General features: G+C 40.1%; 21 protein-coding genes. 13 read left to right on the top strand and 8 right to left on the bottom strand.

The features are described 5' to 3' along the window. Positions 1-278 precede the first annotated feature (278 nt). The 3 genes from PHAL_RS0103755 (at position 279) to PHAL_RS0103745 (ending at position 1,986) form a co-directional block, all read left to right on the top strand. On the top strand, positions 279-971 hold the full coding sequence (locus PHAL_RS0103755; RefSeq protein ID WP_029216007.1) for a response regulator transcription factor: 693 nt from the start codon (positions 279-281) through the stop codon (positions 969-971). A gap of 137 nt (positions 972-1,108) precedes the next feature. Continuing rightward, positions 1,109-1,570 (top strand): HIT family protein, encoded by a 462-nt coding sequence (locus PHAL_RS0103750; protein ID WP_016707082.1) that lies wholly within the window; start codon positions 1,109-1,111, stop codon positions 1,568-1,570. A 44-nt stretch (positions 1,571-1,614) separates the two neighbouring features. Then, the gene (locus PHAL_RS0103745; protein ID WP_016707081.1) at positions 1,615-1,986 is read left to right on the top strand and encodes a hypothetical protein; all 372 of its coding nucleotides are present in this window, start codon (positions 1,615-1,617) and stop codon (positions 1,984-1,986) included. A gap of 114 nt (positions 1,987-2,100) precedes the next feature. On the opposite strand, the gene PHAL_RS0103740 is transcribed toward PHAL_RS0103745, so the two are convergent. From PHAL_RS0103740 to PHAL_RS0103725, 4 genes are read right to left on the bottom strand one after another with little or no spacing between them, the layout of a single operon-like run. Further along, positions 2,101-2,874 carry a CsgG/HfaB family protein gene (locus PHAL_RS0103740; protein ID WP_016707080.1) on the bottom strand — a complete coding sequence of 258 codons (774 nt, stop codon included), beginning with the start codon at positions 2,872-2,874 and terminating at the stop codon, positions 2,101-2,103. Next, the gene (locus PHAL_RS0103735; RefSeq protein WP_016707079.1) at positions 2,875-3,315 is read right to left on the bottom strand and encodes a curli assembly protein CsgF; all 441 of its coding nucleotides are present in this window, start codon (positions 3,313-3,315) and stop codon (positions 2,875-2,877) included. After that, a complete protein-coding gene (locus PHAL_RS0103730; RefSeq protein ID WP_016707078.1) occupies positions 3,305-3,703 on the bottom strand; it encodes a curli production assembly/transport protein CsgE in 399 nt (132 codons plus the stop codon). The genes PHAL_RS0103735 and PHAL_RS0103730 overlap by 11 nt, the downstream gene beginning before the upstream one ends. 36 nt (positions 3,704-3,739) lie before the next feature. Further along, on the bottom strand, positions 3,740-5,254 hold the full coding sequence (locus tag PHAL_RS0103725) for a curlin (protein ID WP_016707077.1): 1,515 nt from the start codon (positions 5,252-5,254) through the stop codon (positions 3,740-3,742). 599 nt (positions 5,255-5,853) lie between these two features. Between PHAL_RS0103725 and PHAL_RS0103720 the strand changes: the two genes are divergently transcribed. Beyond that, the gene (locus PHAL_RS0103720; protein ID WP_016707076.1) at positions 5,854-8,355 is read left to right on the top strand and encodes a S8 family serine peptidase; all 2,502 of its coding nucleotides are present in this window, start codon (positions 5,854-5,856) and stop codon (positions 8,353-8,355) included. A gap of 55 nt (positions 8,356-8,410) precedes the next feature. Here the strand turns inward: PHAL_RS0103720 and PHAL_RS0103715 are convergent, their stop codons facing one another. Next, complete coding sequence (locus PHAL_RS0103715) at positions 8,411-8,887, bottom strand: ankyrin repeat domain-containing protein (RefSeq protein ID WP_016707075.1); 477 nt, start codon at positions 8,885-8,887, stop codon at positions 8,411-8,413. A gap of 399 nt (positions 8,888-9,286) precedes the next feature. Next, positions 9,287-10,825 (bottom strand): catalase, encoded by a 1,539-nt coding sequence (locus PHAL_RS0103710; protein WP_016707074.1) that lies wholly within the window; start codon positions 10,823-10,825, stop codon positions 9,287-9,289. Between the two features lie 349 nt (positions 10,826-11,174). On the opposite strand from PHAL_RS0103710, the gene PHAL_RS0103705 reads away from it, so the two are divergent. The 6 genes from PHAL_RS0103705 (at position 11,175) to PHAL_RS0103680 (ending at position 18,757) form a co-directional block, all read left to right on the top strand. Next, the gene (locus PHAL_RS0103705; RefSeq protein WP_016707073.1) at positions 11,175-11,855 is read left to right on the top strand and encodes an HAD family hydrolase; all 681 of its coding nucleotides are present in this window, start codon (positions 11,175-11,177) and stop codon (positions 11,853-11,855) included. Then, a complete protein-coding gene (locus PHAL_RS0103700) occupies positions 11,852-12,814 on the top strand; it encodes a sugar-binding transcriptional regulator (protein WP_016707072.1) in 963 nt (320 codons plus the stop codon). The genes PHAL_RS0103705 and PHAL_RS0103700 overlap by 4 nt, the downstream gene beginning before the upstream one ends. Before the next feature lie 71 nt (positions 12,815-12,885). Then, positions 12,886-14,607, top strand: coding sequence for a purine-cytosine permease family protein (locus PHAL_RS0103695; protein WP_016707071.1), 1,722 nt, complete (start codon positions 12,886-12,888; stop codon positions 14,605-14,607). A gap of 26 nt (positions 14,608-14,633) precedes the next feature. Further along, positions 14,634-16,151 (top strand): mannitol dehydrogenase family protein, encoded by a 1,518-nt coding sequence (locus tag PHAL_RS0103690; protein ID WP_016707070.1) that lies wholly within the window; start codon positions 14,634-14,636, stop codon positions 16,149-16,151. A gap of 2 nt (positions 16,152-16,153) precedes the next feature. Beyond that, positions 16,154-17,071 carry a carbohydrate kinase family protein gene (locus PHAL_RS0103685; protein ID WP_016707069.1) on the top strand — a complete coding sequence of 306 codons (918 nt, stop codon included), beginning with the start codon at positions 16,154-16,156 and terminating at the stop codon, positions 17,069-17,071. A gap of 219 nt (positions 17,072-17,290) precedes the next feature. After that, positions 17,291-18,757, top strand: coding sequence for a carbon starvation CstA family protein (locus PHAL_RS0103680; RefSeq protein ID WP_016707068.1), 1,467 nt, complete (start codon positions 17,291-17,293; stop codon positions 18,755-18,757). A gap of 326 nt (positions 18,758-19,083) precedes the next feature. On the opposite strand, the gene PHAL_RS0103675 is transcribed toward PHAL_RS0103680, so the two are convergent. Beyond that, a complete protein-coding gene (locus PHAL_RS0103675) occupies positions 19,084-19,971 on the bottom strand; it encodes a LysR family transcriptional regulator (protein WP_016707067.1) in 888 nt (295 codons plus the stop codon). A gap of 118 nt (positions 19,972-20,089) precedes the next feature. On the opposite strand from PHAL_RS0103675, the gene PHAL_RS0103670 reads away from it, so the two are divergent. The 3 genes from PHAL_RS0103670 to PHAL_RS0103660 all read left to right on the top strand — a co-directional run bounded on the left by PHAL_RS0103670 (position 20,090) and on the right by PHAL_RS0103660 (position 22,133). Further along, positions 20,090-20,965, top strand: a complete 876-nt coding sequence (locus tag PHAL_RS0103670) for an MBL fold metallo-hydrolase (protein WP_016707066.1) — start codon at positions 20,090-20,092, stop codon at positions 20,963-20,965. 41 nt (positions 20,966-21,006) lie between these two features. After that, positions 21,007-21,657, top strand: a complete 651-nt coding sequence (locus PHAL_RS0103665; RefSeq protein WP_016707065.1) for a DsbA family protein — start codon at positions 21,007-21,009, stop codon at positions 21,655-21,657. Between the two features lie 86 nt (positions 21,658-21,743). Next, positions 21,744-22,133, top strand: a complete 390-nt coding sequence (locus PHAL_RS0103660; protein WP_016707064.1) for a nuclear transport factor 2 family protein — start codon at positions 21,744-21,746, stop codon at positions 22,131-22,133. Positions 22,134-22,169: 36 nt separating this feature from the next. Here PHAL_RS0103660 and PHAL_RS0103655 read toward each other — a convergent pair whose 3' ends face one another. Continuing rightward, the gene (locus PHAL_RS0103655; protein ID WP_016707063.1) at positions 22,170-23,117 is read right to left on the bottom strand and encodes a carbohydrate kinase family protein; all 948 of its coding nucleotides are present in this window, start codon (positions 23,115-23,117) and stop codon (positions 22,170-22,172) included. Between the last annotated feature and the right edge of the window lie 27 nt (positions 23,118-23,144).

The raw sequence follows: 23,144 nt of genomic DNA, 5'->3' as shown, positions 1-23,144 counted from the left end.
TAGCGGCTTTGGGTATTGATCTAATGGGTATTAATTTTAGAACTCGTAACTTACGTCACGATTTTATAATTTAGTTAAATAATTCATTAATAACAAAGGGTTGTTTTTTGTTTTTAATTTAATGAAAAAGGGTTGTTGCAAGAGATTCTTAATAGTTAGGTGTCTAGACGTTTAGCTATTTTTATTTCTTTATAAATCAATGGATTTGAATAAAAAACAGGTTGAATGTTGTAGTTGATTTAGGTATTGTAAACAAAATGTTTCAAGGACGAGATGCAATGATTCAACCAACCTCTGTATTTATTAAAACGGTTTTAAAAATGCCTGTTCGCTCGCAGTGCTATCCCTACTTAATTAAAATTCTTGATGCTTTTTTTAGCAAAGTGAAGATGGACGATAGTCTACCTCACTGTAACAATCGCAATGAGTTTGACCTTTTTTTAATTGATAGCAATGGCTGTAATTGGCAAAACTTAATTCCAGCAGATTTATTGGCATTGGCTAAAGTGAAACCAGTTATTGTGTTTAATGCGCAGTCAGATGCTATTTGTGAAAAAAACCTGTTACTTAATAATTTTAAAGGTGTTTTTTATAATAATGATTTACCCGAAGATGTATTCAAAGGGTTAATGCGGATAATCAATGATGAACTTTGGTTTAGCCGCAAGATAATATCAGCGACATTTAATGAAGTGCTGGCTATGGTAAGTCGTTTTGAGCCGCAATCTAATCACGATGCAGATAGTGAACCTGAAGCATTATCAAATCTAACTAAACGTGAAAAATCAGTGATCTACTTACTCGCACAAGGGGCGAATAATCATAGTATCGCCGAGCGTTTGAATATTAGTGATCACACCGTAAAAACCCACCTTTATAGCGCGTTTAAAAAAACTAATTCACGCAATCGCATCGAATTATCTAATTGGGCACAGCGTTATATGGCGATTAGGTTACCATTGCAGAACTAACTGAGCTGCGTTAAGCAAAAAGGTGGATGTAATTGCAATCGGTACATTTGCTGTTTAATATACTGTTTTCAACTTCAACTTTTATGGCATTAGTCACTGAGTGGCTATAAAAAATATAGAAAGATCAAGGATGAATTATGACGCAATGTGTATTTTGCGATATTGTTTCGGGTAAAGAACCTTGCCATAAAGTATGGGAAGACGATGAACATTTGGCTTTTTTAACTATCTACCCAAATACCAAAGGGGCGACGGTGGTTATTCCTAAACAGCACCTTTCCAGCTATGCCTTTGCGCAATCTGATCACGTACTTGAAAAATTGATTGTAGCAACTAAAAAAGTAGCCCTTATTTTAGACTCTGCACTAGAAGGTGTGGGGCGAACCGGTATGTTTTTAGAAGGATATGAAATTGATCACTTGCATAGTAAGTTATCGCCAATGCATGGTACCGGTAGTGGATCTGATTTTCACCATATAGAGCCGACATTTGGGCCATTTATAGAAAAGTACCAAGGGTATTTATCATCCCATGATTGTGAAAGAGCTGACGACAATGAACTTGCCGCTTTAGCTCAATTACTTCGAGAACATGCGTAAGGTATTAGAGGTTAGGCTATTTTAAATCAGAACAAGGGATCATAATGTTAGAAGCAGCAGCTTTTTTACTGTTATTTTGCGGAATTATTCACTCATACTTGGGTGAAAAGTATATTTTGATCCGCCTATTTAAACGCGACAATTTACCAAAATTATTAGGCAGTGATTGGTTTACAAAACGGGTATTGCGATTTGCTTGGCACTTAACCACCATTGCTTGGTGGGGCTTTGCGGCTATCATCTGCTGTATATTATACTCCAGCGGTAATTACAGTATTGATATCCTGCATATTATCGCTGTGGTGTTTATTCTAAGTGGTGTAATGTCGCTGGCATTTACCCGAGGCAAGCATTTGTCGTGGCTATTCTTTTTTTGTATCGCAGGATTATGTATTGCCGTTGGCAATAACTACTAGCAGGGGGGATTTCCCCAAGTTAGTTATTGGGCTGAGCCTTTAGGTTGTTTAATAGTCAGTAGTATACAGCCTTAGCACCAGAGTTAACTATTTACTAAGGCTGTCGTTGGGGGATCAACTACGCTTGCTTGCCCATATGCCTTTGTCGATGCCTTTGATAACTAAATCACTGAGGGCTTTTTCAATTGCTTGGGTTACACAAATACTCATCGGCTCGTTATCACTAAAACCGGCTTCGGCTTCTGCTAGACGTTTGTAACTGACATAACGGAAAAAGCCTGCGCGCATTTCTTGGCTAAGTACTTTTTTACTGGTAGCGACTGAGAGCAATACTTGGCCGGTGCGCACATCTACGGCGCGTAAATAAATTGATATGGCATCTTCTCGGTACAGTTCTGATGCGCCGATACCAAAATATTCCATCCCAAAACCCCCGGTTTTTACATTTGTGTCGTAGCTGATAATACCGCCTTCTAAAATTATTTTGGCGGTGGTTAAGGGGGGTAGTTCTATCGCATTGGGTTGCTCTGCTTGCGCGGCACGAATAATTTTTCTCTCAGTCAGGATATTTTGTAAGCCTTCACGTTCCACGGGTATAAACCAGTCTGATTCGTGTAGCGCTTGCATTAAAATTGAGTTAGCGCCTTGAGTGACTGCGGTTGAAAAAGAGCTGACATTACCTTGTGGTTTATATTGCCCAGTTTGATCGCGAAAGGAGTAAACTGAAACCGCAATACTGCCCGCTGGGGTAGGCAATTTTTGTAATGCTTGGAAAGTTTGCGTTGGCTCCAAACTGGTTGCTTGTTGTTGTGATGGTGGGATCAAATTACCCATGCTACTGCATGCGGATAAAGTAAGGCTGAGTACTGCAATGAATAGCGATTTCATTTAGCTAAACCTCGGCACTTCAATCACCACAACACTGTTGTCGGTGGTGTTGGTGATTCGCACAGTTATTGAATCTACGGTACTGGTGATCACTTGAATTTCATAATCGCCGCTTAAAAAAATTGAGTCTTGGTTAAAAATACTTTCGTCGATATCTTCACCAAAGGCAATATCGGTGATCTCTCTTACCATACGATTTAGGTAAGTTCGCTCCAGTGAGTCTTGAAATTTCTCCGCGTAGCTTTGCTCAATGATTGGCGCTTTATGTTTGTTCTGTGCTTGTGCTTTGTTGAGCAACATACTGGCATTGAGCGGGCTACCACCAAAACTCGGGTTAATAGGCGTATACACAAGCTCTGTGGCAGAGATTGATAAGGGAAATAACAGGGCTATTATTGTTGTTATATTTTTTATTGAGTAGGGGGTCATTTTACCATCCATTTTTTGCCATATCAGGCGACGCTTTATGTAAATTAGAGCGCGCCATTGCATCCATTACACTGTATAAAGCGTGTTCCACACGCTCATCTATTGGCTCTAAACGACGGCCTAAATAGGTGATATATACAATTTGATTATTCATTACTAAGGTCAGTTGCGTGCCCGCACGAGGAAGTACTGTTTCTTTTATTTCGATATTAAAACCAGCAGTTGAAGGTAGATCGCGCCAAAGATTTGAAAATTCAAAATAAAATTGGTGACCAAAACGACTAATGCTGCGATCAAGCACTAGGCCATCTATCTCTAATTCCTCAGCACCTTGAGATAAGGCTGTGAATGTGGTTAAAAACAGTAAGCTTAGGGCTGTAATAAAGGTTTTCACTAACATCTGTTTCAATATGGGGGGGCATGCCCCCCAATATCCCTATTCTTGGGTCACAGTAGCTGTGTTGTAATCACCTACTTGGGTGATGATCACTGAGCTATTAGAATTGGTAATGTAGCCTTCGACCAAGTTACCGTTACCTACTTGTGATACTTCAAAGTTGATATTGTCACCACCAACAACAAATGCACCGCCGTCAATGCCAGCAACCATATTCATATCGCCTTGTTGAGCAATATCAATTGAGTGATTGCTACCTTCCATGACTAAATCTATCGCATTTAGGTCGCCACTTTGTACAAAATCGACCGTGTTATTATTACTGTCGATTACACTTGCAAAGGTGATAACTGCTTCGTTAGTGCTACCCAGTTGATTGATATTAATATCATTATCGTTTGATGTAAGTGATGTGTCAGGGTATGAAGATTGGATCAATGCGGTGTTCATATCACCAGCTTGCGCTAAATCAACATCATTGCCGTCACCATTAAAGTTAGCAATATGGGCGCTGTTTTCGCTACCAATTTGTGTGCTTGAAAACTCATTATCAGCACCGATCGCACCTAGGTAAGTTTCGTTCATTGCACCGTTTTGCATTACCGTTAGTTCGTTGTTATCACCGAGTACATCAACACCGACTTGATTATTATCTTGTTGCTGATCAACAGAAACCTGGTTGTCATTCCCGGCAAATAACTCTGAAGTAAAGCTATTGCTGTTGCCTTCTTGATCGAGTGCTAGGTCGTTATCGTTACCTTCAACAGCCGCGAATGATGCTGTATTCGAGTCACCCGCTTGCTCAATCTCTAAGCTGTTATCATCGCCACGCATAGATAAAGCGGTAACAGCATTGAAATTACCGTCTTGATCGATCACAACTTCATTAGCATTACCAACCAGTTCATTGAGTGTAAAAGCGTTAAACAAGCCGTTTTGAGTCACTTCAATGGTGTTTTCGTCACCGCTGATCAGCGACAGCGTGGCTTCATTTAGAAGGCCCGCTTGTGATGCGCTAATTTGGTTACCACTGCCTTGCAAATCAAAGTTATAGAACCAATGGCCGCCATCTTGTTGGGTTACTTCAATATCGTTGCTGTCACCTTGAACTACGTTAATCGCTTCGTTATTAATACCAAAAAAACCAGTACCGTATTGCGCAACTGTTACGGTGTTATCATTGCCCGTAATATCAGACAATGCGCCATTAACCTCACCATCTTGAGTGTGACTTAATGTGTTGTTATCGCCAGTGGTGTAGGTTAACGACAAGTTTTGAAATTGTTTTTGATCAACGCTAATGCTGTTGTTATCGCCTAAACTTGTTATGTTTGCTTCAAGGCCATCGCCCTGCTGCGTGACCATTACATCGTTACCAATACCTTGCAATGAGGTTTGTTCAATGGTGAGTACATTACCCACCGCAGTACTAGAGACTTGGCTTGCTAATACGGAGCTTGATTGATTTTTATCATCAATATTTGCGTGTGCCACAAAGCTTGAACTTAATGCAATTGCGATTGCACATGTTAATAATGATTTCTTTAACTTCATGATTTTTCCTTAACTTATAATTATTAAAGCGACTATTTCAGTGCTATTGAGCACCCAAACTAGCTGCGTTGTTGTATTTCAGCATGCCTTGCTGATTAAGTTTTGTGATATCAAGAGCAAAAAAGCTCACTCTTGCAAAAGAGAGTGAAGAGTGATGTTGATAACAGTACCGCTGTGGTGGCAGTTGACTGCTCGCACTCGTTAGTTACCGTGATCAACGAATGATCACTTTATGGTGAATTGAAAAAGACTTAAATCATCTCTTTTTAGGGTTTTTAATTTGCTTTATTTTCAGTTGGTTATGTTATTTATTGAATTTATTTACCCATTTTAAATAAAAGTTGGTAAAAAATAATGGGATTAAGTAAGTGCCTTTGTAGTGCCCTTAACTCATAAAAATGAATGTGTTGTTAACAACTCAGCCTGTAAAAATAGTGTTAATGACTGATTTTTTAGTGATCATGCGAATTTTTCTTGTGTGTTATGGCTTTTCTGTTCATTTATAAAGCTTGCCATGTGATATTTCAAAAGTAGTGAAGTTAGCAAATCGTAGTTGCATTTATGCGACAAGTTGATATTTCTAACTATGGATACAGAATATGAAAACTAAATTATCTATTTTAAGTTTGGCAATTTTGCCATGTTTAGCAGCAGCACAAGTGACGACTATGTCCGCAGAGCCAACAGTTCGCGCTTCTGAAAATTCGTTACTTGTAATGTATAAAAAAGGCACCTCGCAGGCTATGCGCAGTCAAGCTCGCAGTTTAGTAAAAGCAAAAGTGAGTGATTTAAATAAAGATGGGGTCGATGACAATTATGCGTCGATTCTATCGGGCCGCTTAGCTAAATTTGAAGTTGCAGGAATGAGCACCAAGCAAGCGATTAAATTGCTGCAAACCCATGCTGCGATAGAGTACGTTGAGCCTGATTATCGCGTGAGTATTGCCAGTGCGCCTAACGATCCTGATTTTTCAAAGCTGTGGGGATTACATAATGAAGGCCAATCTAGTGGTACCGCAGATGCGGATATTGATGCGCTAGAGGCTTGGTCAATCTCCACAGGCAGTAAAGATGTTGTTATTGGGGTTATTGATACCGGTGTTGATCACAGTCATAGCGACTTAATGGCTAATATGTGGATAAATCCGAATGAAATAGCGGGCGATGGCATTGATAATGATGGCAATGGTTATATAGATGATGTGCATGGTATTAATGCCATAACTAATGTTGGCGATCCAATGGATGATCAAGGTCATGGTACGCATGTATCAGGAACTATTGGCGCCACAGGCAATAATAATAACGGTATCGTGGGTGTTAACCATGAAGCGGCGATCGTTGGTTGTAAATTCTTAGATGCGTCAGGATCAGGTTCTACATCCGATGCAATTAAATGTATTGATTACATGGTGAGCTTAAAAAATGATGGTGTGAATGTTCGCGTACTGAATAATAGCTGGGGCGGTGGTGGTTTTAGCCAAGCACTTGCTGATGCGATCACAGCCAGTGAACAAGCGGACATTTTATTTGTTGCCGCTGCAGGTAATGACGCCGTTGATAATGATCAAAATCCACATTATCCATCAAATTATGAGCATGAAAGCGTGTTGTCAGTGGCCAGTACTGATCGTAACGATAGCATGTCTGATTTCTCTCAATGGGGTTTAACCAGTGTTGATCTTGGTGCACCAGGCAGCGCTATCTATTCAACTGTACCAGGTAATGGTTATGCAACTTATTCTGGTACATCAATGGCCACGCCGCATGTTGTGGGTGTTGCGGCTTTGGTGTTGTCACTAAATCCTGACCTATCAACAAGTGAGCTTAAACAGTTGCTAATGAGCAGTGGTGATGACAACACCCAGTTACAAGGTAAAACAATATCAGGTAAACGCCTTAATGCTAATAGAGCGCTTGAAGAAGCCGATCCAACACCAAGTTTTAAATTATCTGTAACACCAACTAGTCAGCAGATCACTGCCGGTGAAACGGCAACCTATACATTCGAAATTGGCTCCATAGCAGATTGGAGTGGCGTTGTTGATCTAGAGTTAGTGAGTGATTTGGCGCAGGCGAGTTTATCTGCAACAACCGCAATGCCAGGCGATACCGTAACATTAACGGTACCCACGTTAGAATCTACCCAATGGGGAAGCTATAACTTTACTGTAAATGGCAGCTCAGGTGAGCTTGCTAAGCAAAAGTCAGTAGGTTTATTGGTTGACCCTGTGGGCTTAAATGATTTCACTTACACAAATGAAACCCCAGTTGATATTCCCGATAACGATGTGGCTGGTATCAGTTCAGTGATCACAGTAAATGATCCGCTGACTGTTTTTGCGACTCAAGCAGATATTAATATTTCACATAGTTATATTGGTGATTTAATTGTTACGTTAACTTCACCAACAGGCACCACGTCAACCTTGCATAGTCAATCAGGCGGGAGTGCTGATGATTTAGTACAAAGTTATGCACTGGCTGATTTTAATGGCGAAGTGGCAACGGGTGATTGGACATTATATGTCGAAGATACCTTTGCAGCTGACACGGGTACTTTAAACAATTGGTCATTGACCTTTAGTGCTATTGGCGAAGTTAGCTCGCAACCACCAGAGGCCGGTTTTGAGTTTGACACTCAAGGCCTTGCAGTAAGCTTTACAGACACTAGCCGTGATGCAAATAACGATATCACGCAGTGGAGCTGGGACTTTGGTGATGGCGCTACGTCAACAGATGCAAGCCCAGCCCATACCTATGCGCAAGCTGGGAATTATGAAGTAACCCTGACGGTCACTGATAGCGAAGGCAATACTGATACATCAATGCAAACAGTGGTTGTGAGTGATGTTGAAATTGAATTGAGCTTAGTACGTGCGAACAAAACACGCCTTAATACTATGCGCGTAGAGTTAAGTTGGCCACAAGTTGGCGAGCAAACACTTAGTGTATATAGAAATGGCGAGTTGGTTGGTACAACCGCAGACACTGGTCGCTATCGTGGCTTTGCTCGTAATGCCACGTTACCTGCATATGACTACCAACTATGTGTTACAGAAAATGTATGTTCGAACATCGTGACGGTGACATTCGAATAAATTAATTACATTTTAACCAAAATAGCTAAGCCCTGTTATTTCCCCTGCAGGGCTTTTATTGCTTTGGTTTTATTGAATCTAATAATTCAAGCACTTTGTCTTGACCAAAGGTTTGAGCAAACTGCTCAGCTGTTTGCCCTGCTTTATTGGCATGCTCGGTGTCGCAATCTAGGCTTACTAGGGTTTTCGCAATACTAAATTCGCCTCTAAAAATAGCCGCCATGAGTGCTGTGTTACCGCGGTTGTCTTCTAGACACGCATTGGCGCCTAAGTTTAATAATGAATCGACAGTACTTTTGTGACCGTGATAGGTTGCAATCATTAAGGCGGTGTAACCTTTATTGTTATAACTATCGATTGGAATACCAGCGGTTACGAATTGTTTAATGACTTGCTCATCACCTGTTCGTGCTGCTGCAAAATAGTAGGCAAGTAGGTTATCGTATTGTGATTGCGTGTCGGTGTTTGTTGGTTCATTTGCAACAGAGTTAAAACTTAAAACAGTAATTAGAATAATAAAGAATTTACGCATCAGATTGCCTTTTAAAAAAGTGTGTCCTTAAAAAAGAGGAAGGCCAGGGTCTGCTGACCTTTGTAGATTGAAATTTGTTCAAGCTCGGGGTGGTTTAATCGCGGCGCGAGGTTTGTAACCTAGTGGGCTAAGTAAAAACCGAGCAAAGCTTCCGCGTCCTGCTCACGCCCCTTACTTACATCCATGTAAGTAACAAAGAGTAAATCGCCCCGAGGCAGAACCCAAAGGGCAGCGCCTGTTTGGCATTAATGCTGCGTTATCGCCTATTTATGGGGAATAACCACACTACATAGGCGCTGCCTTGCCTAAATACCAAACAGACTGCTGCAAATTTAATCATAAAAGGTCAACAGACCCTCAGTTTCCTCGTCAAGGTTGGGAGTTAAATTACTTTAATAATTAAAGTTTTGCCGCCAGTTGCTTAACCATTTTCAAGTCACCGTTTACGGCTTTAGTTAAACGTGTGCCATATTCAGTGTCGGCTTTGTAAAAGTGGCTGAGCATTTTGTGTTTAACATCGCTGTTTTGTACTTTGCCTAAATCACCCGCTAGGTTGTTAATTAGGTTAGTACGTTCTTGCTTGCTAAACCCACGGTATAACACACCTGCTTGAGCAAAGTTTTGCTGCTTTTTAATAGCGGCTTGTTGTACGTAGCCTTTAAGCTGCGTTTGGCTTCTACGGGCTATTGGGTTTTCACTCACATTTTCGTGACTTGGTTGATAGTTCACATTGCTGGTGGTGTTACCGTAATTCATCGCGCCATCTTGGTTGTAATTAACCACATCAACTTTTGCTCGGTTAATAGGTAGTTGTTGGTGGTTTGCACCTAAGCGATACATTTGTGTATCCGCGTATGAAAACACACGACCTTGCAACAAACGGTCTTCAGATGGCTCAATACCCGGAATAATATTTGCCGGTGCCATTGCAACCTGTTCAGTTGATTGGAAAAAGTTAGTTGGCATACGGTTTAATGTCATAGTACCGACTTTTGTTTCCTTTACATCTAACCACATTTTAGTTGCATCTAATGGGTTGTAGTCAAAGTCATCAAGCTGTGATGGATCAAGGGTTTTAATGTAAAGATCCCATTTAGGGAAGTTACCTTTGCCTATCTCTTCATATAGATCACGTGTTAAGTGTTGAAAGTCTTGGCTTTGTACTTTAGCGACTTGTTTAGCATCTAAATTATCAATGCCTTGTTGGCTTACCCAATGGAATTTTACGTATTTAACATCACCCGATTTATTGATCATTTTGTATGCGTGAACGCCCCAACCATCCATTTTACGAAGGCTTGCTGGTGTACCGTAGTCACTGTAAACCCAAGTCAGCATGTGAGTTGACCCCGGCTCATATGAGAAAAAGTCAAAAAAGCGATTCGGATCTTGAATGTTATCAACCGGCGATGGTTTTAATGAATGCACCATATCTGGGAATTTAATCGCATCGCGAATAAAGAACACAGGTAGGTTGTTACCCACTAAATCCCAGTTACCTTCATCAGTGTAGAACTTGGTCGCAAAGCCACGTGGGTCACGTAAGGATTCAGGGCTTCCTTTTGAGTGAATAACGGATGAGAAACGTACAAATACTTCAGTTTCTTTACCTGCTTCGCTAAATGGAGCTGCAATAGTTAAATCGTCTAATTCTTTGCTCGCAACAAACACACCGTGTGCGCCTGTACCTCGGGCATGGACTACTCGCTCAGGAATTCGTTCGCGTGCGAAGCGTTGTAACTTTTGAATTAACTGCACATCTTCAAGCAATACACTGCCACGCTCACCCGCAGTAATTGAATTTTGGTTATCGCCAACAGCTGCGCCATTGTCTTTTGTGAGCATCGTTGCGGCAGTGACTGGTAGTGCCATTGCTAGTGTAAGTGCACTTAGTGTGAGAAGTGATTTTTTGTTTGTGTTGTTCAATTGAGTATTCATAGTTGACCTCATGTAATTTACTCGTTTGCGCCGTGCAAACGTTTTAACTGAGCTCAGTGTATGAATTGTTTTTCGTTCGGTAAAATTGATTGTTTAGATTGGTGTGATTTGTATTTTGGATTGAATGAATCGAGTTAATTGCTAGTTCTTAGACCTAAGTCTAGTGATTAATGCTAAGTACCTTGAAACTACTGACTTTTATTTCATAAAAACGGCGATAAACCTCATATTGGTGCATTACCTATTCACTTTTTATTGACATTCTTATGTGTAAGAGAGAATATGCCCATCGGTTGGGCTAATGCCCAAAGTGGTGAGTTGTTAGTTTAATTGCACTAAAAGGTGGCAAATGACCAGTAATATAGAGCTAGTTATTTTTGATTGTGACGGTGTTGTTATTGATAGTGAGATCCTAAGTGCTCATGTATTAATTCAAATGTTGAGTAAATTAAAGATCAATATCGACATGCATTATGTTCAACAGCACTTTTTAGGTTGTAACTTTAAGACTGTCAGCGAAAAGATAACGTCAGCTTTTGGTGTCGAGTTACCTGATCAATTTGAGCATGATTATAGGCAAGCGTTAGTCGCTATGTTTGCGGATCATTTGCAGCCTACAGCAGGTATTAAAAATATCTTATTGAATTTAAATGTGCCTTTTTGTATCGCTACAAGCAGTAGTTTACCAAGAACGCAAAAAGCATTGCATGCCGTTCAGTTAGACGCTTTATTTGCAGATGTCTTTACCAGTGAAGAAGTTAGATTTGGTAAGCCTGCACCGGATTTATTTTTACATGCCGCGAGTGTCATGGGAGTTTCACCGCAAAACTGTCTAGTAATTGAAGATAGCAGCGCGGGTATTCAAGCTGGGTATAGTGCGGGTATGCAAGTGCTGCATTACTTTGGCGGTCAGCATTTAGAAACCGGTGTCAATCACGTACATATTAACTTCCCAGACGTTGCTCTACTCGAACACTGGCAGTCTTTTTTTATTGCCTACCCAGAACTTAAACGTAAGTCATTATTATGAACAAAAAATCAAACAGTGAACTAAAAAAGTTAGAAGATGCTGCACGTGCGGCATGGCTCTACTATGTTGCAAAAAATACGCAAGACGAAATAGCACAGAAATTAGATGTATCACGTCAATCGGCACAGCGTTTAGTCGCACTTGCTGTCAGTGAAGGCTTGATCAAGGTACGGTTAGATCATCCTATTACCCGGTGCATGGAGCTTGCTGAGCAACTTAAAAGTAAATTTAATTTATTAGAGTGTGAAATAGCGCCGAGTGATCCGTCAGATATAAATTCTACCTATGGCCTTGCACAAAGTGGAGCAAAAATTTTAGAGCGCTATTTAAAATCAAAGCAGCCTAAAACACTTGCTTTTGGAACCGGGCGTTCATTAAAAGCCTGTATCGACGAGTTACCTAATATGGAATGTGAGCAGCATAACTTGGTTTCTATCGTGGGTAATATGATGCAAGACGGCTCAGCTTCAAAGTTCGATATTGTAGTGAGTATGGCTAATCGAGTGAATGCAAAGCATTTTCCATTACCGCTACCGTTATTTGCACAAACACACGAGCAAAAAGCGTTGTTGCATGATTTAGCTCCCGTTAAAAATATTTTTAATTTAGCAGCAAATGCTGATGCGACTTTTGTTGGTATTGGTCATATGACTCAGAGCTCGCCGTTACTGATGGATGGCTTTATTGAACCTGAACAATTGCAATCATTTCAAAATACAGGCGTGGCCGGCGAGGTAGTGAGTTGGCTTTACGATAACAACGGTGAGCTTATTGATAATTCGCTAATGCAGTGTTTACTAAGTGCCCCCTTACAAATTAATGCCGACAAACCTGTATTTGGCATTGCGGCCGGCCCAGAAAAAGTTACAGCAATTACGAGTGCCTTAAAAGGTAAGCTGATCAATGCGTTGATCACTAACGAGTATACGGCTGAACAAATTCTGAAAAATATTTCATAAAAATTTATAACACGCCTTAAGCCGTTATTCGAACAAGGGTACGAGTAATTGTATGGGCACAGGAAGTGATAATGACAACACATCAAAGCGCACCTAATTATAGTGAGGTAAATGAAGAGCAGCTACCCGTTGCTCAACATAAGCTTCATGGTTGGAAACATTTTGCGGGCTTATATGCCGGTGAGCATGTGGCCGCCACTGAGTTTGTAATTGGTGCAACATTTGTTGCGCTTGGTGCTTCAACAATCGACATTCTATTAGGCCTATTGATCGGTAACTTGCTTGCCATGTGCTCGTGGTGGTTACTGACAGCGCCAATTGCCGTAGAAACACGACTAAGTTTATATAACTATTTAAATAAAATTGCAGGCAACTCAATGACCAAGCTCTATAACTGGGCAAACGTGGTTATATTTAGTGTGATATCAGCGGCGATGATCACGGTATCTTCCACCGCGGTTAGGTTTTTATTTGATATACCTGCCCAGTTAAACTGGTATCCAAATAGCTTTTGGTTTGTAGCTATTGTGCTGGCTGTTGGCTCTATCGTGGTGTTTGTTGCAATGTATGGTTTTTCTACCGTAGCCGACTTTTCTAAACTATGTGCGCCTTGGTTGTTTGTTATTTTTATTGGTGGCTCGTTTGCGCTGTTTCCTGAATTATCAAATCATGTGCTAGGTGCAACATCATTAAGTGGTTTTAGTGATTTTATCACCATAGGTGACTCTTCAATTTGGACTGGCACAAATGCGGATGGTGAAGCCGGTATCGGGCTATTTGAAGTGATTGGCTTTGCATGGGCTGCTAATTCAATTACTCACTTTGGCTTGATTGATATGGCAATTTTTAGATTTGCTAAACGTAAAAGCTATGGCTTGTTCTCTGGCGTGGGGATGTTCTTTGGTCATTATTTAGCGTGGATCTCTGCAGGCATTATGGGAGCTGGGGCTGCTGTTTTACTTAAAACGACTATTTCAGCGCTTGATCCTGGTGATGTTGCCTATCACGCGCTTGGTTGGACAGGGTTTGTGATCATTATTATTGCTGGCTGGACTACTGCAAACGCTAACCTTTATAGAGCTGGACTTGCTGCACAATCTATTTTTACTAACCATTCGCGTGAGCGCACCACAGCAGTTGTGGGTGTTGTTACTGTTATTATTGCTTGCTTTCCATTTGTGTTTTCGCAAATGCTACCGTTGCTCACCTATGCAGGTTTAATTGTGGTCCCTGTTGGCGGCATCGTGTTTGCTGAACATGTGTTGTTTCCTAGAATTGGTTTAACGCGTTATTGGGCTAAATATAAAAATATTACGCGTAATGTGCCAGCTATTGGTTCATGGGCAGCAGCATTAGTATTTGGCTTTGGTTTAAATGCGCTTGATGTTATGTCGTTTTATTATTTATTCATTCCCACCTGGTTGTTCACCATTGTTATTTATACGCTTTTAGCCAAAAAGTACGGAGCAGATGAAGATTATAGCGATGCCATTGTTGCTGATGAACAAGAGTTACACGCAATTAAAGCTTACCAGCAAGAAACAGCAAAGGCACTTTCACCAGTGGTTGTCGACTCTTCGGTATTCACTAAAGTATTAAATACAGTCTCTACATTATCGTTAGTCACTATTGTTATCTTTGCCAGCCAAGTGATGTTTTTTAGCGACACTATGAGCATTTATAAAGACAACAAATCACTTTTTGAAATAGTGTGCTTTATTTGCACGCTCCTTTATTTTGCAAGTGCTTATTGGTCGTTAAAACGCCATAAAGTATTGAATACAGCATCGTAATTTTGTTTAGTAAGGTAGACAACAGCATGAACCAATCACAACACACTCACATTGTTGAGCTCAATCAACAAAGTATGACAACCTTACCAAGTAATGTTGATGTACCCACTTACGATCGTAGTAAAGTAACGACGGGTATCGTGCATATTGGAGTCGGTGGCTTTCATCGTGCACATCAAGCTGCATACATTAACGAGTTACTCAAAACTCCAGGTAATGAGCAGTGGGGAATTTGTGGAGTCGGCTTATTAGAAGCCAATCGCGGTTTACGCGATGTACTAAATAAGCAAGATAACCTCTACACTTTAACAATTCGTCACCCTAATGGTCGTGTTGATAACACGGTTATTGGTGCAATGGTGGAGTTTTTGTTTGCACCAGAAAACAAACAAGCTGTTATTGATAAAATGGCCCATGAAGACACTAAGATAGTGTCTTTGACCATTACAGAGGGCGGGTATAACTTTCACCCTGCAACGGGTGAGTTTGATTATGCAAACCCTGATATTGTTCATGATATTGAAAACCCATTACAACCGAACACTGCATTTGGCTACATCACCGCAGCACTTAAGTTACGTATGGAGCAAGGGATGGCGGCATTTACAGTGCAATCATGCGATAACATTCAACATAACGGCCATGTCACACGAAAAATGTTATTAGCGTTTGCCCATAAGCAAGATAGTCAATTAGCTCAATGGATTGAGCAGCATGTTGCTTTTCCTAATGCAATGGTTGATCGTATAACCCCTATTTCAAAGCAATCAGATATCGATTACGTCACTCAAGCTTATGGTGTTGCCGATGCTTGGCCAATTACCTGTGAGTCTTTTTCCCAGTGGGTGATTGAAGACACGTTCAGTGATGGTCGCCCAAACTGGGATACTGTTGGGGCGCAATTTGTTAGCGATGTAACCCCATTTGAAAAAATGAAAATCCGCTTATTAAATGCGGGTCACTCGGTACTTGGTTTGTTAGGGGAGCTTCATGGCTACAGCACCATAGATGAAACGGTTTCTGACCCATTATTTGCTCAATATCTGCGTGCATTTATGGATTTAGAAGTAACCCCATTGCTGGATGAACTACCAGGTATCGATATTGAGAGCTATAAAGACACCCTAATTGAGCGTTTTGCTAATCCAAATATTAAAGATAGCTTATCGCGTATTTGCTCTGAGAGTTCGGCTAAGTTACCCAAATTCTTAATCGCTACTATCACTGATAACCTTGCTAATAATAGGGATATATCGTTGGCAACATTGGTAATTGCTAGTTGGTGTTTATACAGTGACACGAGAGTCAACCAACAAAGTAAAGCGTTAGAAATTCATGATGTGATGGCTGCAGAGCTTAACGCTGCTGCAAAGTTGACCGCTACAAACACAACTTCATTTGTTGAGCTTAGTAGTATTTTTGGCGATTTAGTAAATAACGAACAGTTTGTTAGTCACTATGCTCAAGCTATTGCAGCGCTCTATGCACCGAGTAGCCAAATAAAAAGTGTAATGGCGGCCACTTTAGCTAAAAAGAGTAATTGAAAATGAGCATATTGATAAAACAAAAAGCGGCAAGCGAATTAACAATTAGTTGTTTTGGTGAAGTGTTATGGGATTGCTTTGACTCAGATAAGCGATTAGGTGGCGCCCCCTTGAACATGTGTGTTCGCATTAATGCGCTGGGTATAAAGGCTGATATGATCAGTGCTGTTGGTAAAGATGCATTAGGGCAAGAGTTACTAGGTGAGATCACTGTAAGAGGAGTGAGTTGTGATTACATCGCGCTTAATGAACATAAGCCTACCAGCACAGTTGAAGTAACCCTAGATAGCAGTGGTAGTGCAACGTATGAAATTATTGCAGACACCGCATGGGATAACATCTCCTTAACTGATTCACTATTAACAAAAGTGTCCAGTGATGATGTATTTGTGTTTGGTAGCTTAATAGGGCGAAGCGAAGTTTCATATAATACTTTACAGCAGTTGCTTAATGTCGCGAACTTTAAGGTGTTTGACGTAAATTTACGTGCGCCACATTATAAGCTCGACACCTTACTAAAGCTGATGAAAAAAGCTGATTTTATAAAGCTTAATGATGATGAGTTGTATGAAATAGCAAAAGCATTGGGGTGTAAATATCACTCATTGGAGCAGAACCTAGCATTTATTGCTGAACAAACCAACACAGATTATTTATGTGTAACAAAAGGCAGTCATGGCGCATTGCTTTCAATTAAAGGTGTTAATTACTATAACTCAGGTTATTTAATTAGTGTCGTTGATACCGTTGGTGCAGGTGATTCATTTCTTGGCGCACTTATATATCAATTATGTAGTAGTGATGACCCCCAGTATAGTGTCGACTTTGCATGTGCCGTGGGCGCGATGGTTGCACAGAGCCAAGGAGCCACGCCAGTATTAACTCATAAGCAAATTAATGATTTTATGGATCCAGCTTGATCTAGTAATATTTTGTTAGCGGTTTTTTAAAAGCCGCTTTTTTTTGTCTATTTTTTGTTGCCAGAACACTGTGTACCGATGTAAATAGCATTCTTATCACATAGTCTTATTGTGCATTTTCATAAGCCCTGTTAACGTGCGTCGATTATTCATGGATCGAAAGGCGGAGCGGCCGACAATACGCTCTATATCACTCATACAAAAAGAGAAAACGTGCTAATGATCATCTTTTTTATCTGTTTAACAATTTTAATATTGGGTTATAAGTTTTATAGCCCCTTTGTAGAAAAACAAGCGGGTATGGACCCAAAAGCAGCAACACCGCAAACACGATTTAGCGAAGGTGTTGACTATGTGCCAATTCATCCTGTTCGTGCTTTTTTAATTCAGTTTTTAAATATTGCTGGTGTAGGGCCAATTTTTGGACCTATTCTTGGTGCTTTATATGGTCCCGTGGCATTAGTGTGGATCGTTCTCGGCAATGTTTTGGGCGGCGCTGTACATGACTTTTTCTCAGGTGTGATGAGCATCAAAGAAGACGGTAAAAGTTTGCCAGAAATAGCCGGTAAGTACTACAATGTTGTATTTAAAGGCTTTATGCTCATATTTACCGCTATGCTACTGTTTTTTGTCGGTGTGGTTTTTATTATGAGCCCAGCAGGTTTGTTAAGTAACTTAGACCTATTTAAAGACACGTTTTTAGCTAACAACACCTTTTGGGTATTGGTTATTTTAGCTTATTACTTTTTAGCCACTTTACTGCCTATCGATAAAATCATTACTAAATTTTACCCAATTTTTGGCTTGCTAATGATTGTAATGACAGTTGCTGTTGCTGTGTCGTTATTAATGAATGCACCACACCTACCTGTTGCGGGTGACTTTTTGGCCTACTTTGAAGCCGATCACGCTCATGACTTCTTAGCGCCGAACCCCGATGGATTACCAACTTGGCCATTATTGTTTATTACTATTACTTGCGGTGCGATCAGTGGCTTCCACTCAACGCAAGCGCCTATCATTGCCCGCTGTTTAACTAATGAAAAGTATGTACGTCCAGTTTATTACGGCGCCATGATGTGTGAAGGCATTGTCGGCTGTGTATGGGCACTTGCCGGTATTGCTGCATTTCCAGAGGGCTATGCAGGCTTAAAATCAATGCTTGATATGGGTGGCCCTGGCCTTGTGGTTAATCACATCGCCAATAGTTACTTAGGCGTGCTTGGTGGTATTATGGCAATTATTGCGGTGGCTGTTTTCCCTATTACGTCAGGCGATACAGCGTTTCGTTCACTGCGTTTGACTGTTGTTGATGCCTTTAATATTCCACAAAGTCTACGTAACCGTTTATTGTTAGCTTTGCCAATTTTGACCATAGCTTACTTTATGACAAAACTCGATTTTTCACTTATTTGGCGCTACTTTGCATTTTCAAATATGTTGTTGTCGACGAGTGTATTGTGGCTTGCAACTAAGTACTTATTTGATCGCGGTGCGTTCCACTGGATAGCAAGTGTACCTGCGGTAATCGCTTCTGCTGTGACACTTTCGTACATTATGACCGCAGCTATAGGCTTTAACTTATCAAGTGATTTAGGCAAGCCAATTGGTGCCGTTGTTACGGTAGTAGGGCTAATAGGGCTTGCTGTTGTGCATTCAAAGCATAAGGCTAAACCTGCAATATAATTACCTTTAAATAATATAATTTCTTATGTTATTTGGCTAAATATAAACGAGCTATTAAATAGCTCGTTTTTTGTGCGCTAAAATTAAATTGCTTGAATAGCACCCCTAACGCTGTGGTACACAACGGATGGTGTATCTATATCTTTTCAGTGTGCGGGATAAGCGTTTTTTAAACTTAAGAGCTAGGTTACACATATGTAACGACTAATAAATAATCATCTTTGTGATAGACCGAATTCTTAATGTGTTAGTTGATACACAGCTGAAAAGCTTCTCTTAGCAAGTAGCACTGCAGCGATAGAGAGGTTTAAGGGCTAAATCTCTTGTTAGGTATCAAGTTGATCGAAATAAATCACTAAATTATCAATAAATTCACGCAGTGCAAGTGATTGATGTTTTCGAGAACGGTAAATACCATATATGCCTAACGTTTTTGGTATTAAGTGTGGAAGTAAGTGAACAAGATGACCATTATTTATGTAATTTTGCACGGCAAATTTTGGTTGTAAGGTTATGCCTTGATCGTGAAGAGCTGCTTTGAGTAGTAAGCTTGAATCATTAGCGCTAAAGTTACCTGTGATGGCGGCAGATAGAGATTGTTTTTTATGTGTAAAGTGCCACACGCTTTTCTCAAACCGTGAATAGTTTAAGCAATTATGCCGACTTAAATCATCGATAGTAACAGGTCGCGTGTTTTTCTTTAAATAGGGTGGGCTTGCACACAATACTGAATGGCATTTACCTAGTGAACGCGCAATTATATTGGGATCTAAATCATTGGTGATTCTAATTGCTAAATCTATTCGGTCTTCTACCAAGTTTGTAACGTGATTACTTATTTGAATATCAATACTGACCATTGGATGGGCGCTTAAAAACGGTTGTATCATATTTGGTAGTACGTCATGTGCTAAAAATGGTGAACAAGAAAGTCGAATTAACCCTTTTATGGCATTGTCGCTTTCTATGGGCGAACTAATATTTTGGGCAATCGCAACTAATTCTCTACAGTAATTAAGTATTTTTTCACCCTCCTGTGTGAGTGTTAATTTACGGGTAGAGCGATGTAATAACTGTGTATCTGCCCACTCCTCCATTTGATTTAAATACCGTGTCACCATCGATCTAGACATATCCAAAGCACGAGCTGCACTCGCAAAACTTCCTTGCTCTACAATTTTAATAAATACATCTGCTGCAATTATCCTATCCATTCACTCTCCTATATGACCGAAATATGCAACAGATGGTTGCACTATATCTAGTTTTTAACTCTTAAACTGCAACATACAATAGCTTCATCTTAACGAAATAACAAATAGGATACTCAAAATGAAAAAAGTTAAACAAGTTTTAGCAAGCACCTTATTAGCAAGCACATTAACACAGCCCGTTCTAGCTCAAAGCCAAGTAACTGTAGATATATACAACCCACAAAATAAAAGCATTTTTGCTGTGTCTTCAAGCATTATCAGTGGTGATAGCGAAGTGTTATTAGTAGATGCGCAGTTTCAACGTAACGATGCACAAGCACTCGTTGAAAAGATAAAAGCAAGCGGAAAAAAATTGACCACTATATTTATTAGTCATAGCGATCCTGACTTTTATTTTGGTTTAGATGTATTAAAAACCGCATTTCCGAATGCAAAAATATTGGCGACTAAATCAACGGTAGACAATATTAAACATTCAATGCAAGGCAAATTAAACTACTGGGGACCAATCCTAAAAGCCAATGCCCCTACACAACTTTTTGTGCCAGAGGTGACGCTATCAAATTCACTAACAATAGATGGTACTGATATTTTTATTAAAAATTTACAGCACGACCCTAAGCATACATATTTATGGATACCATCTATAAAAACAGTTGTCGGCGGGGTTGTGGTGTTTGATAAAATGCATGCATGGTTAGCTGATTCTAGCACTGTAGCAGAGCGTAAAACTTGGCAAGTAACCTTGACTAATATTGAAGGTTTAGCACCAGAAGTGGTGATCCCCGGTCATTTTTTAGCTGGTAGTAAACAAGACCTTTCAGCTGTTTCGTTCATGAAAGATTATTTAAATAAAGCAGATGGTGCAGCTAAAAGTGCAAAAAATTCAGCTGAATTTGTAGAGATAATGACTCAAGCGTATCCAGACTTAGGTGCAAAAAGTATTTTAGATTTAAGCTCGAAAGTGGTTATGGGCGAAATGCAATGGCACTAAGCGCAACTATGCTAAGTAGCTATTTTAATAGGAAATACTTTATGAAAAAAATAACGTTACATATTATTGTTGATCCACTATGTGGATGGACTTACGCAAGTGTACCTTTGATTATCGCGGCTGAAAGCACAGTTGGTTTAACTGTGGAAATTCATAACGGTGGTATGCTAACTGGACACAATGTAAAACCGGTTAGTGCAGCATGGCGTGAATTTGCAATTAAAAACGATAGCATTATTGCACAAAAAACAGGTCAATTGTTTGGTACTAATTATACCGATGGGCTTTTAAAGATGAGCGGTATTACTCTTGACTCGGCCCCGGCTATTACAGCTATATTAGCTGCGCAAGAACTTGGAATCTCGGCTGGTGAAATGTTAAGTAGTGTTCAGCATGCCTATTATGCTCAGGGTCAAAACATAATGCAGCTTAATGTACTTACTGAGGTTGCAGCTGAACTGGGTTTAAATAAACGTACTTTCGAAACTCACTTTAATGCACTTGAGGGGGATGCAACAGCGCAACATATCGCGCAAAGCCGAGGCTTATTACGTGAAATTAATGGGCAGGGCTTTCCTAGTGCAGCATTTGAATTTGACAATTGTCAATGGCAACACGCTGATATCGCAAGTTTTTATGGAAAAACGGCTCAATGGTCCAACTATTTGCGACAATCACTTGCTCTTGGCTAATGCGCTGGAAGTTTTAAGTTATCGTTATATTTTTCGGTTTACATCGTAGTAATACCGAGTTAACTTTTTATCGTTGAAGGGCGAAAATGAACAACTTAGACATTATTAAAAGTACGTATAAAGGAAAAACATCGCAAGAGAATAGCCAGAATTTCGCGCTTCATGCAAGTGATACCATTATTTGGAAAGAAGCTGACGGTTTTGCTTATGCCGGTACCTACTACGGTGTGGATGATATTGCGAAACACGTTTTTCAAAAGCTTGCCAGTGAATGGGATAACTATATGTTCACACCGCAAAATTACTTATCTGATGATGATACGGTTGTTGTGTATGGCACATATTCAGGTAAGTATATTAAAACAGGTAAAAAAATGCAGGCAAGAGTTGTGCACATTTGGCAGCTCAGAAATCAAAAAATTACTCATTTTGAGCAAATAGTAGATAGTAAAGTGGTATTTGATGCTATGCAGTAACATAGTTACTGCATAGCTTTTATACTGTAAGGTGGATTAAATTACATCGTCTAAAATGGGTAATGCCGGAAAAGCCCCTTTCTTTAAGCATGCCTTTGAACCGCAACGTAAGCCAAAAGCCATCGCTTGGGCGACAATTTTCTCATTAGTAATTTGCTCATTTACTGGGCTGTTCGAGTTGAAATGGTGGAAATAATACAAAACACCGGCAATAAATGCATCTCCAGCACTGGTGGTATCTAATGCTGTTATCTTAGGGGCATTTTGTTCTATAGAAAATTTACGGCTTATTGCTTTGGAAGGGTTAGGCCCGTCAGTTACAAAGATTAGCTTAACTCCCAGAGTGAGTAATTCTTCAAGATAACAATCTGGAGTTGTACCTTTTGTATTCGCTAAGAATTGTAGTTCATCTCGGGATAATTTAATGATGTCACAAAAACCATAGCAGCGTGCTATAACTTTCGCTATTTGGTCGGGGGTTTTCCACAAGCTATAACGTAAGTTAACATCAAAGCTGATTAATATATTATGCTGACAAGCATACTCTAACGCTGTTACGGTCGCATTTGCTGCGAGGGGATCGGTCAGGGTATTTGAGCAAAAATGCAGTACAGAGAAATCCTGCCACTGAATTTGTTCTAGGTGTTGTTCATTAACTAATAAGTCAGCTGTTTCATGGCGATAAAAGTTAAAGCTGCGTTCGGCTTGCTCATCTAAACTGACAATGACCATGGCAGTTTGGGAATCTTTAATGGTGAATAAGTAATCAGTGCCAACGTTGTACTCAATTAACGCTTTTGTTAATTGTTTTGCAAAGTTATCATCCCCCATACCACCACAAAAAGTAGCGCTACCGCCAAGTTTTGCATAGCCGACAGCTACGTTAGCGGGTGCTCCGCCTGGTATCGGAGAGTAGGCTGAATTTCTATTGTCATGAGGCAACATATCTATGAGTAGTTCGCCATAACTTAGTAATTTGTTCATGTTCTGAAACCTTAAAAAGCCCAGTTA

Origin of the sequence: Pseudoalteromonas haloplanktis ATCC 14393 (genome assembly GCF_000238355.1) — a bacterium.
Classification (GTDB): Bacteria; Pseudomonadota; Gammaproteobacteria; order Enterobacterales; family Alteromonadaceae; genus Pseudoalteromonas; species Pseudoalteromonas haloplanktis.
The sequence above is the reverse complement of the archived record's forward strand: the minus strand, read 5'-3'. Positions and strand labels throughout refer to the sequence as shown.

Coding starts and splice junctions, on each gene's coding strand:
- PHAL_RS0103735 (WP_016707079.1), bottom strand. CDS start 3,315: ATGGATGGTAAAATGACCCCCTACTCAATAAAAAATATAACAACAATA.
- PHAL_RS0103695 (WP_016707071.1), top strand. CDS start 12,886: ATGACAACACATCAAAGCGCACCTAATTATAGTGAGGTAAATGAAGAG.
- PHAL_RS0103730 (WP_016707078.1), bottom strand. CDS start 3,703: ATGTTAGTGAAAACCTTTATTACAGCCCTAAGCTTACTGTTTTTAACC.
- PHAL_RS0103690 (WP_016707070.1), top strand. CDS start 14,634: ATGAACCAATCACAACACACTCACATTGTTGAGCTCAATCAACAAAGT.
- PHAL_RS0103750 (WP_016707082.1), top strand. CDS start 1,109: ATGACGCAATGTGTATTTTGCGATATTGTTTCGGGTAAAGAACCTTGC.
- PHAL_RS0103755 (WP_029216007.1), top strand. CDS start 279: ATGATTCAACCAACCTCTGTATTTATTAAAACGGTTTTAAAAATGCCT.
- PHAL_RS0103710 (WP_016707074.1), bottom strand. CDS start 10,825: ATGAATACTCAATTGAACAACACAAACAAAAAATCACTTCTCACACTA.
- PHAL_RS0103745 (WP_016707081.1), top strand. CDS start 1,615: ATGTTAGAAGCAGCAGCTTTTTTACTGTTATTTTGCGGAATTATTCAC.
- PHAL_RS0103680 (WP_016707068.1), top strand. CDS start 17,291: ATGATCATCTTTTTTATCTGTTTAACAATTTTAATATTGGGTTATAAG.
- PHAL_RS0103705 (WP_016707073.1), top strand. CDS start 11,175: ATGACCAGTAATATAGAGCTAGTTATTTTTGATTGTGACGGTGTTGTT.
- PHAL_RS0103725 (WP_016707077.1), bottom strand. CDS start 5,254: ATGAAGTTAAAGAAATCATTATTAACATGTGCAATCGCAATTGCATTA.
- PHAL_RS0103715 (WP_016707075.1), bottom strand. CDS start 8,887: ATGCGTAAATTCTTTATTATTCTAATTACTGTTTTAAGTTTTAACTCT.
- PHAL_RS0103675 (WP_016707067.1), bottom strand. CDS start 19,971: ATGGATAGGATAATTGCAGCAGATGTATTTATTAAAATTGTAGAGCAA.
- PHAL_RS0103665 (WP_016707065.1), top strand. CDS start 21,007: ATGAAAAAAATAACGTTACATATTATTGTTGATCCACTATGTGGATGG.
- PHAL_RS0103720 (WP_016707076.1), top strand. CDS start 5,854: ATGAAAACTAAATTATCTATTTTAAGTTTGGCAATTTTGCCATGTTTA.
- PHAL_RS0103660 (WP_016707064.1), top strand. CDS start 21,744: ATGAACAACTTAGACATTATTAAAAGTACGTATAAAGGAAAAACATCG.
- PHAL_RS0103685 (WP_016707069.1), top strand. CDS start 16,154: ATGAGCATATTGATAAAACAAAAAGCGGCAAGCGAATTAACAATTAGT.
- PHAL_RS0103670 (WP_016707066.1), top strand. CDS start 20,090: ATGAAAAAAGTTAAACAAGTTTTAGCAAGCACCTTATTAGCAAGCACA.
- PHAL_RS0103655 (WP_016707063.1), bottom strand. CDS start 23,117: ATGAACAAATTACTAAGTTATGGCGAACTACTCATAGATATGTTGCCT.
- PHAL_RS0103700 (WP_016707072.1), top strand. CDS start 11,852: ATGAACAAAAAATCAAACAGTGAACTAAAAAAGTTAGAAGATGCTGCA.
- PHAL_RS0103740 (WP_016707080.1), bottom strand. CDS start 2,874: ATGAAATCGCTATTCATTGCAGTACTCAGCCTTACTTTATCCGCATGC.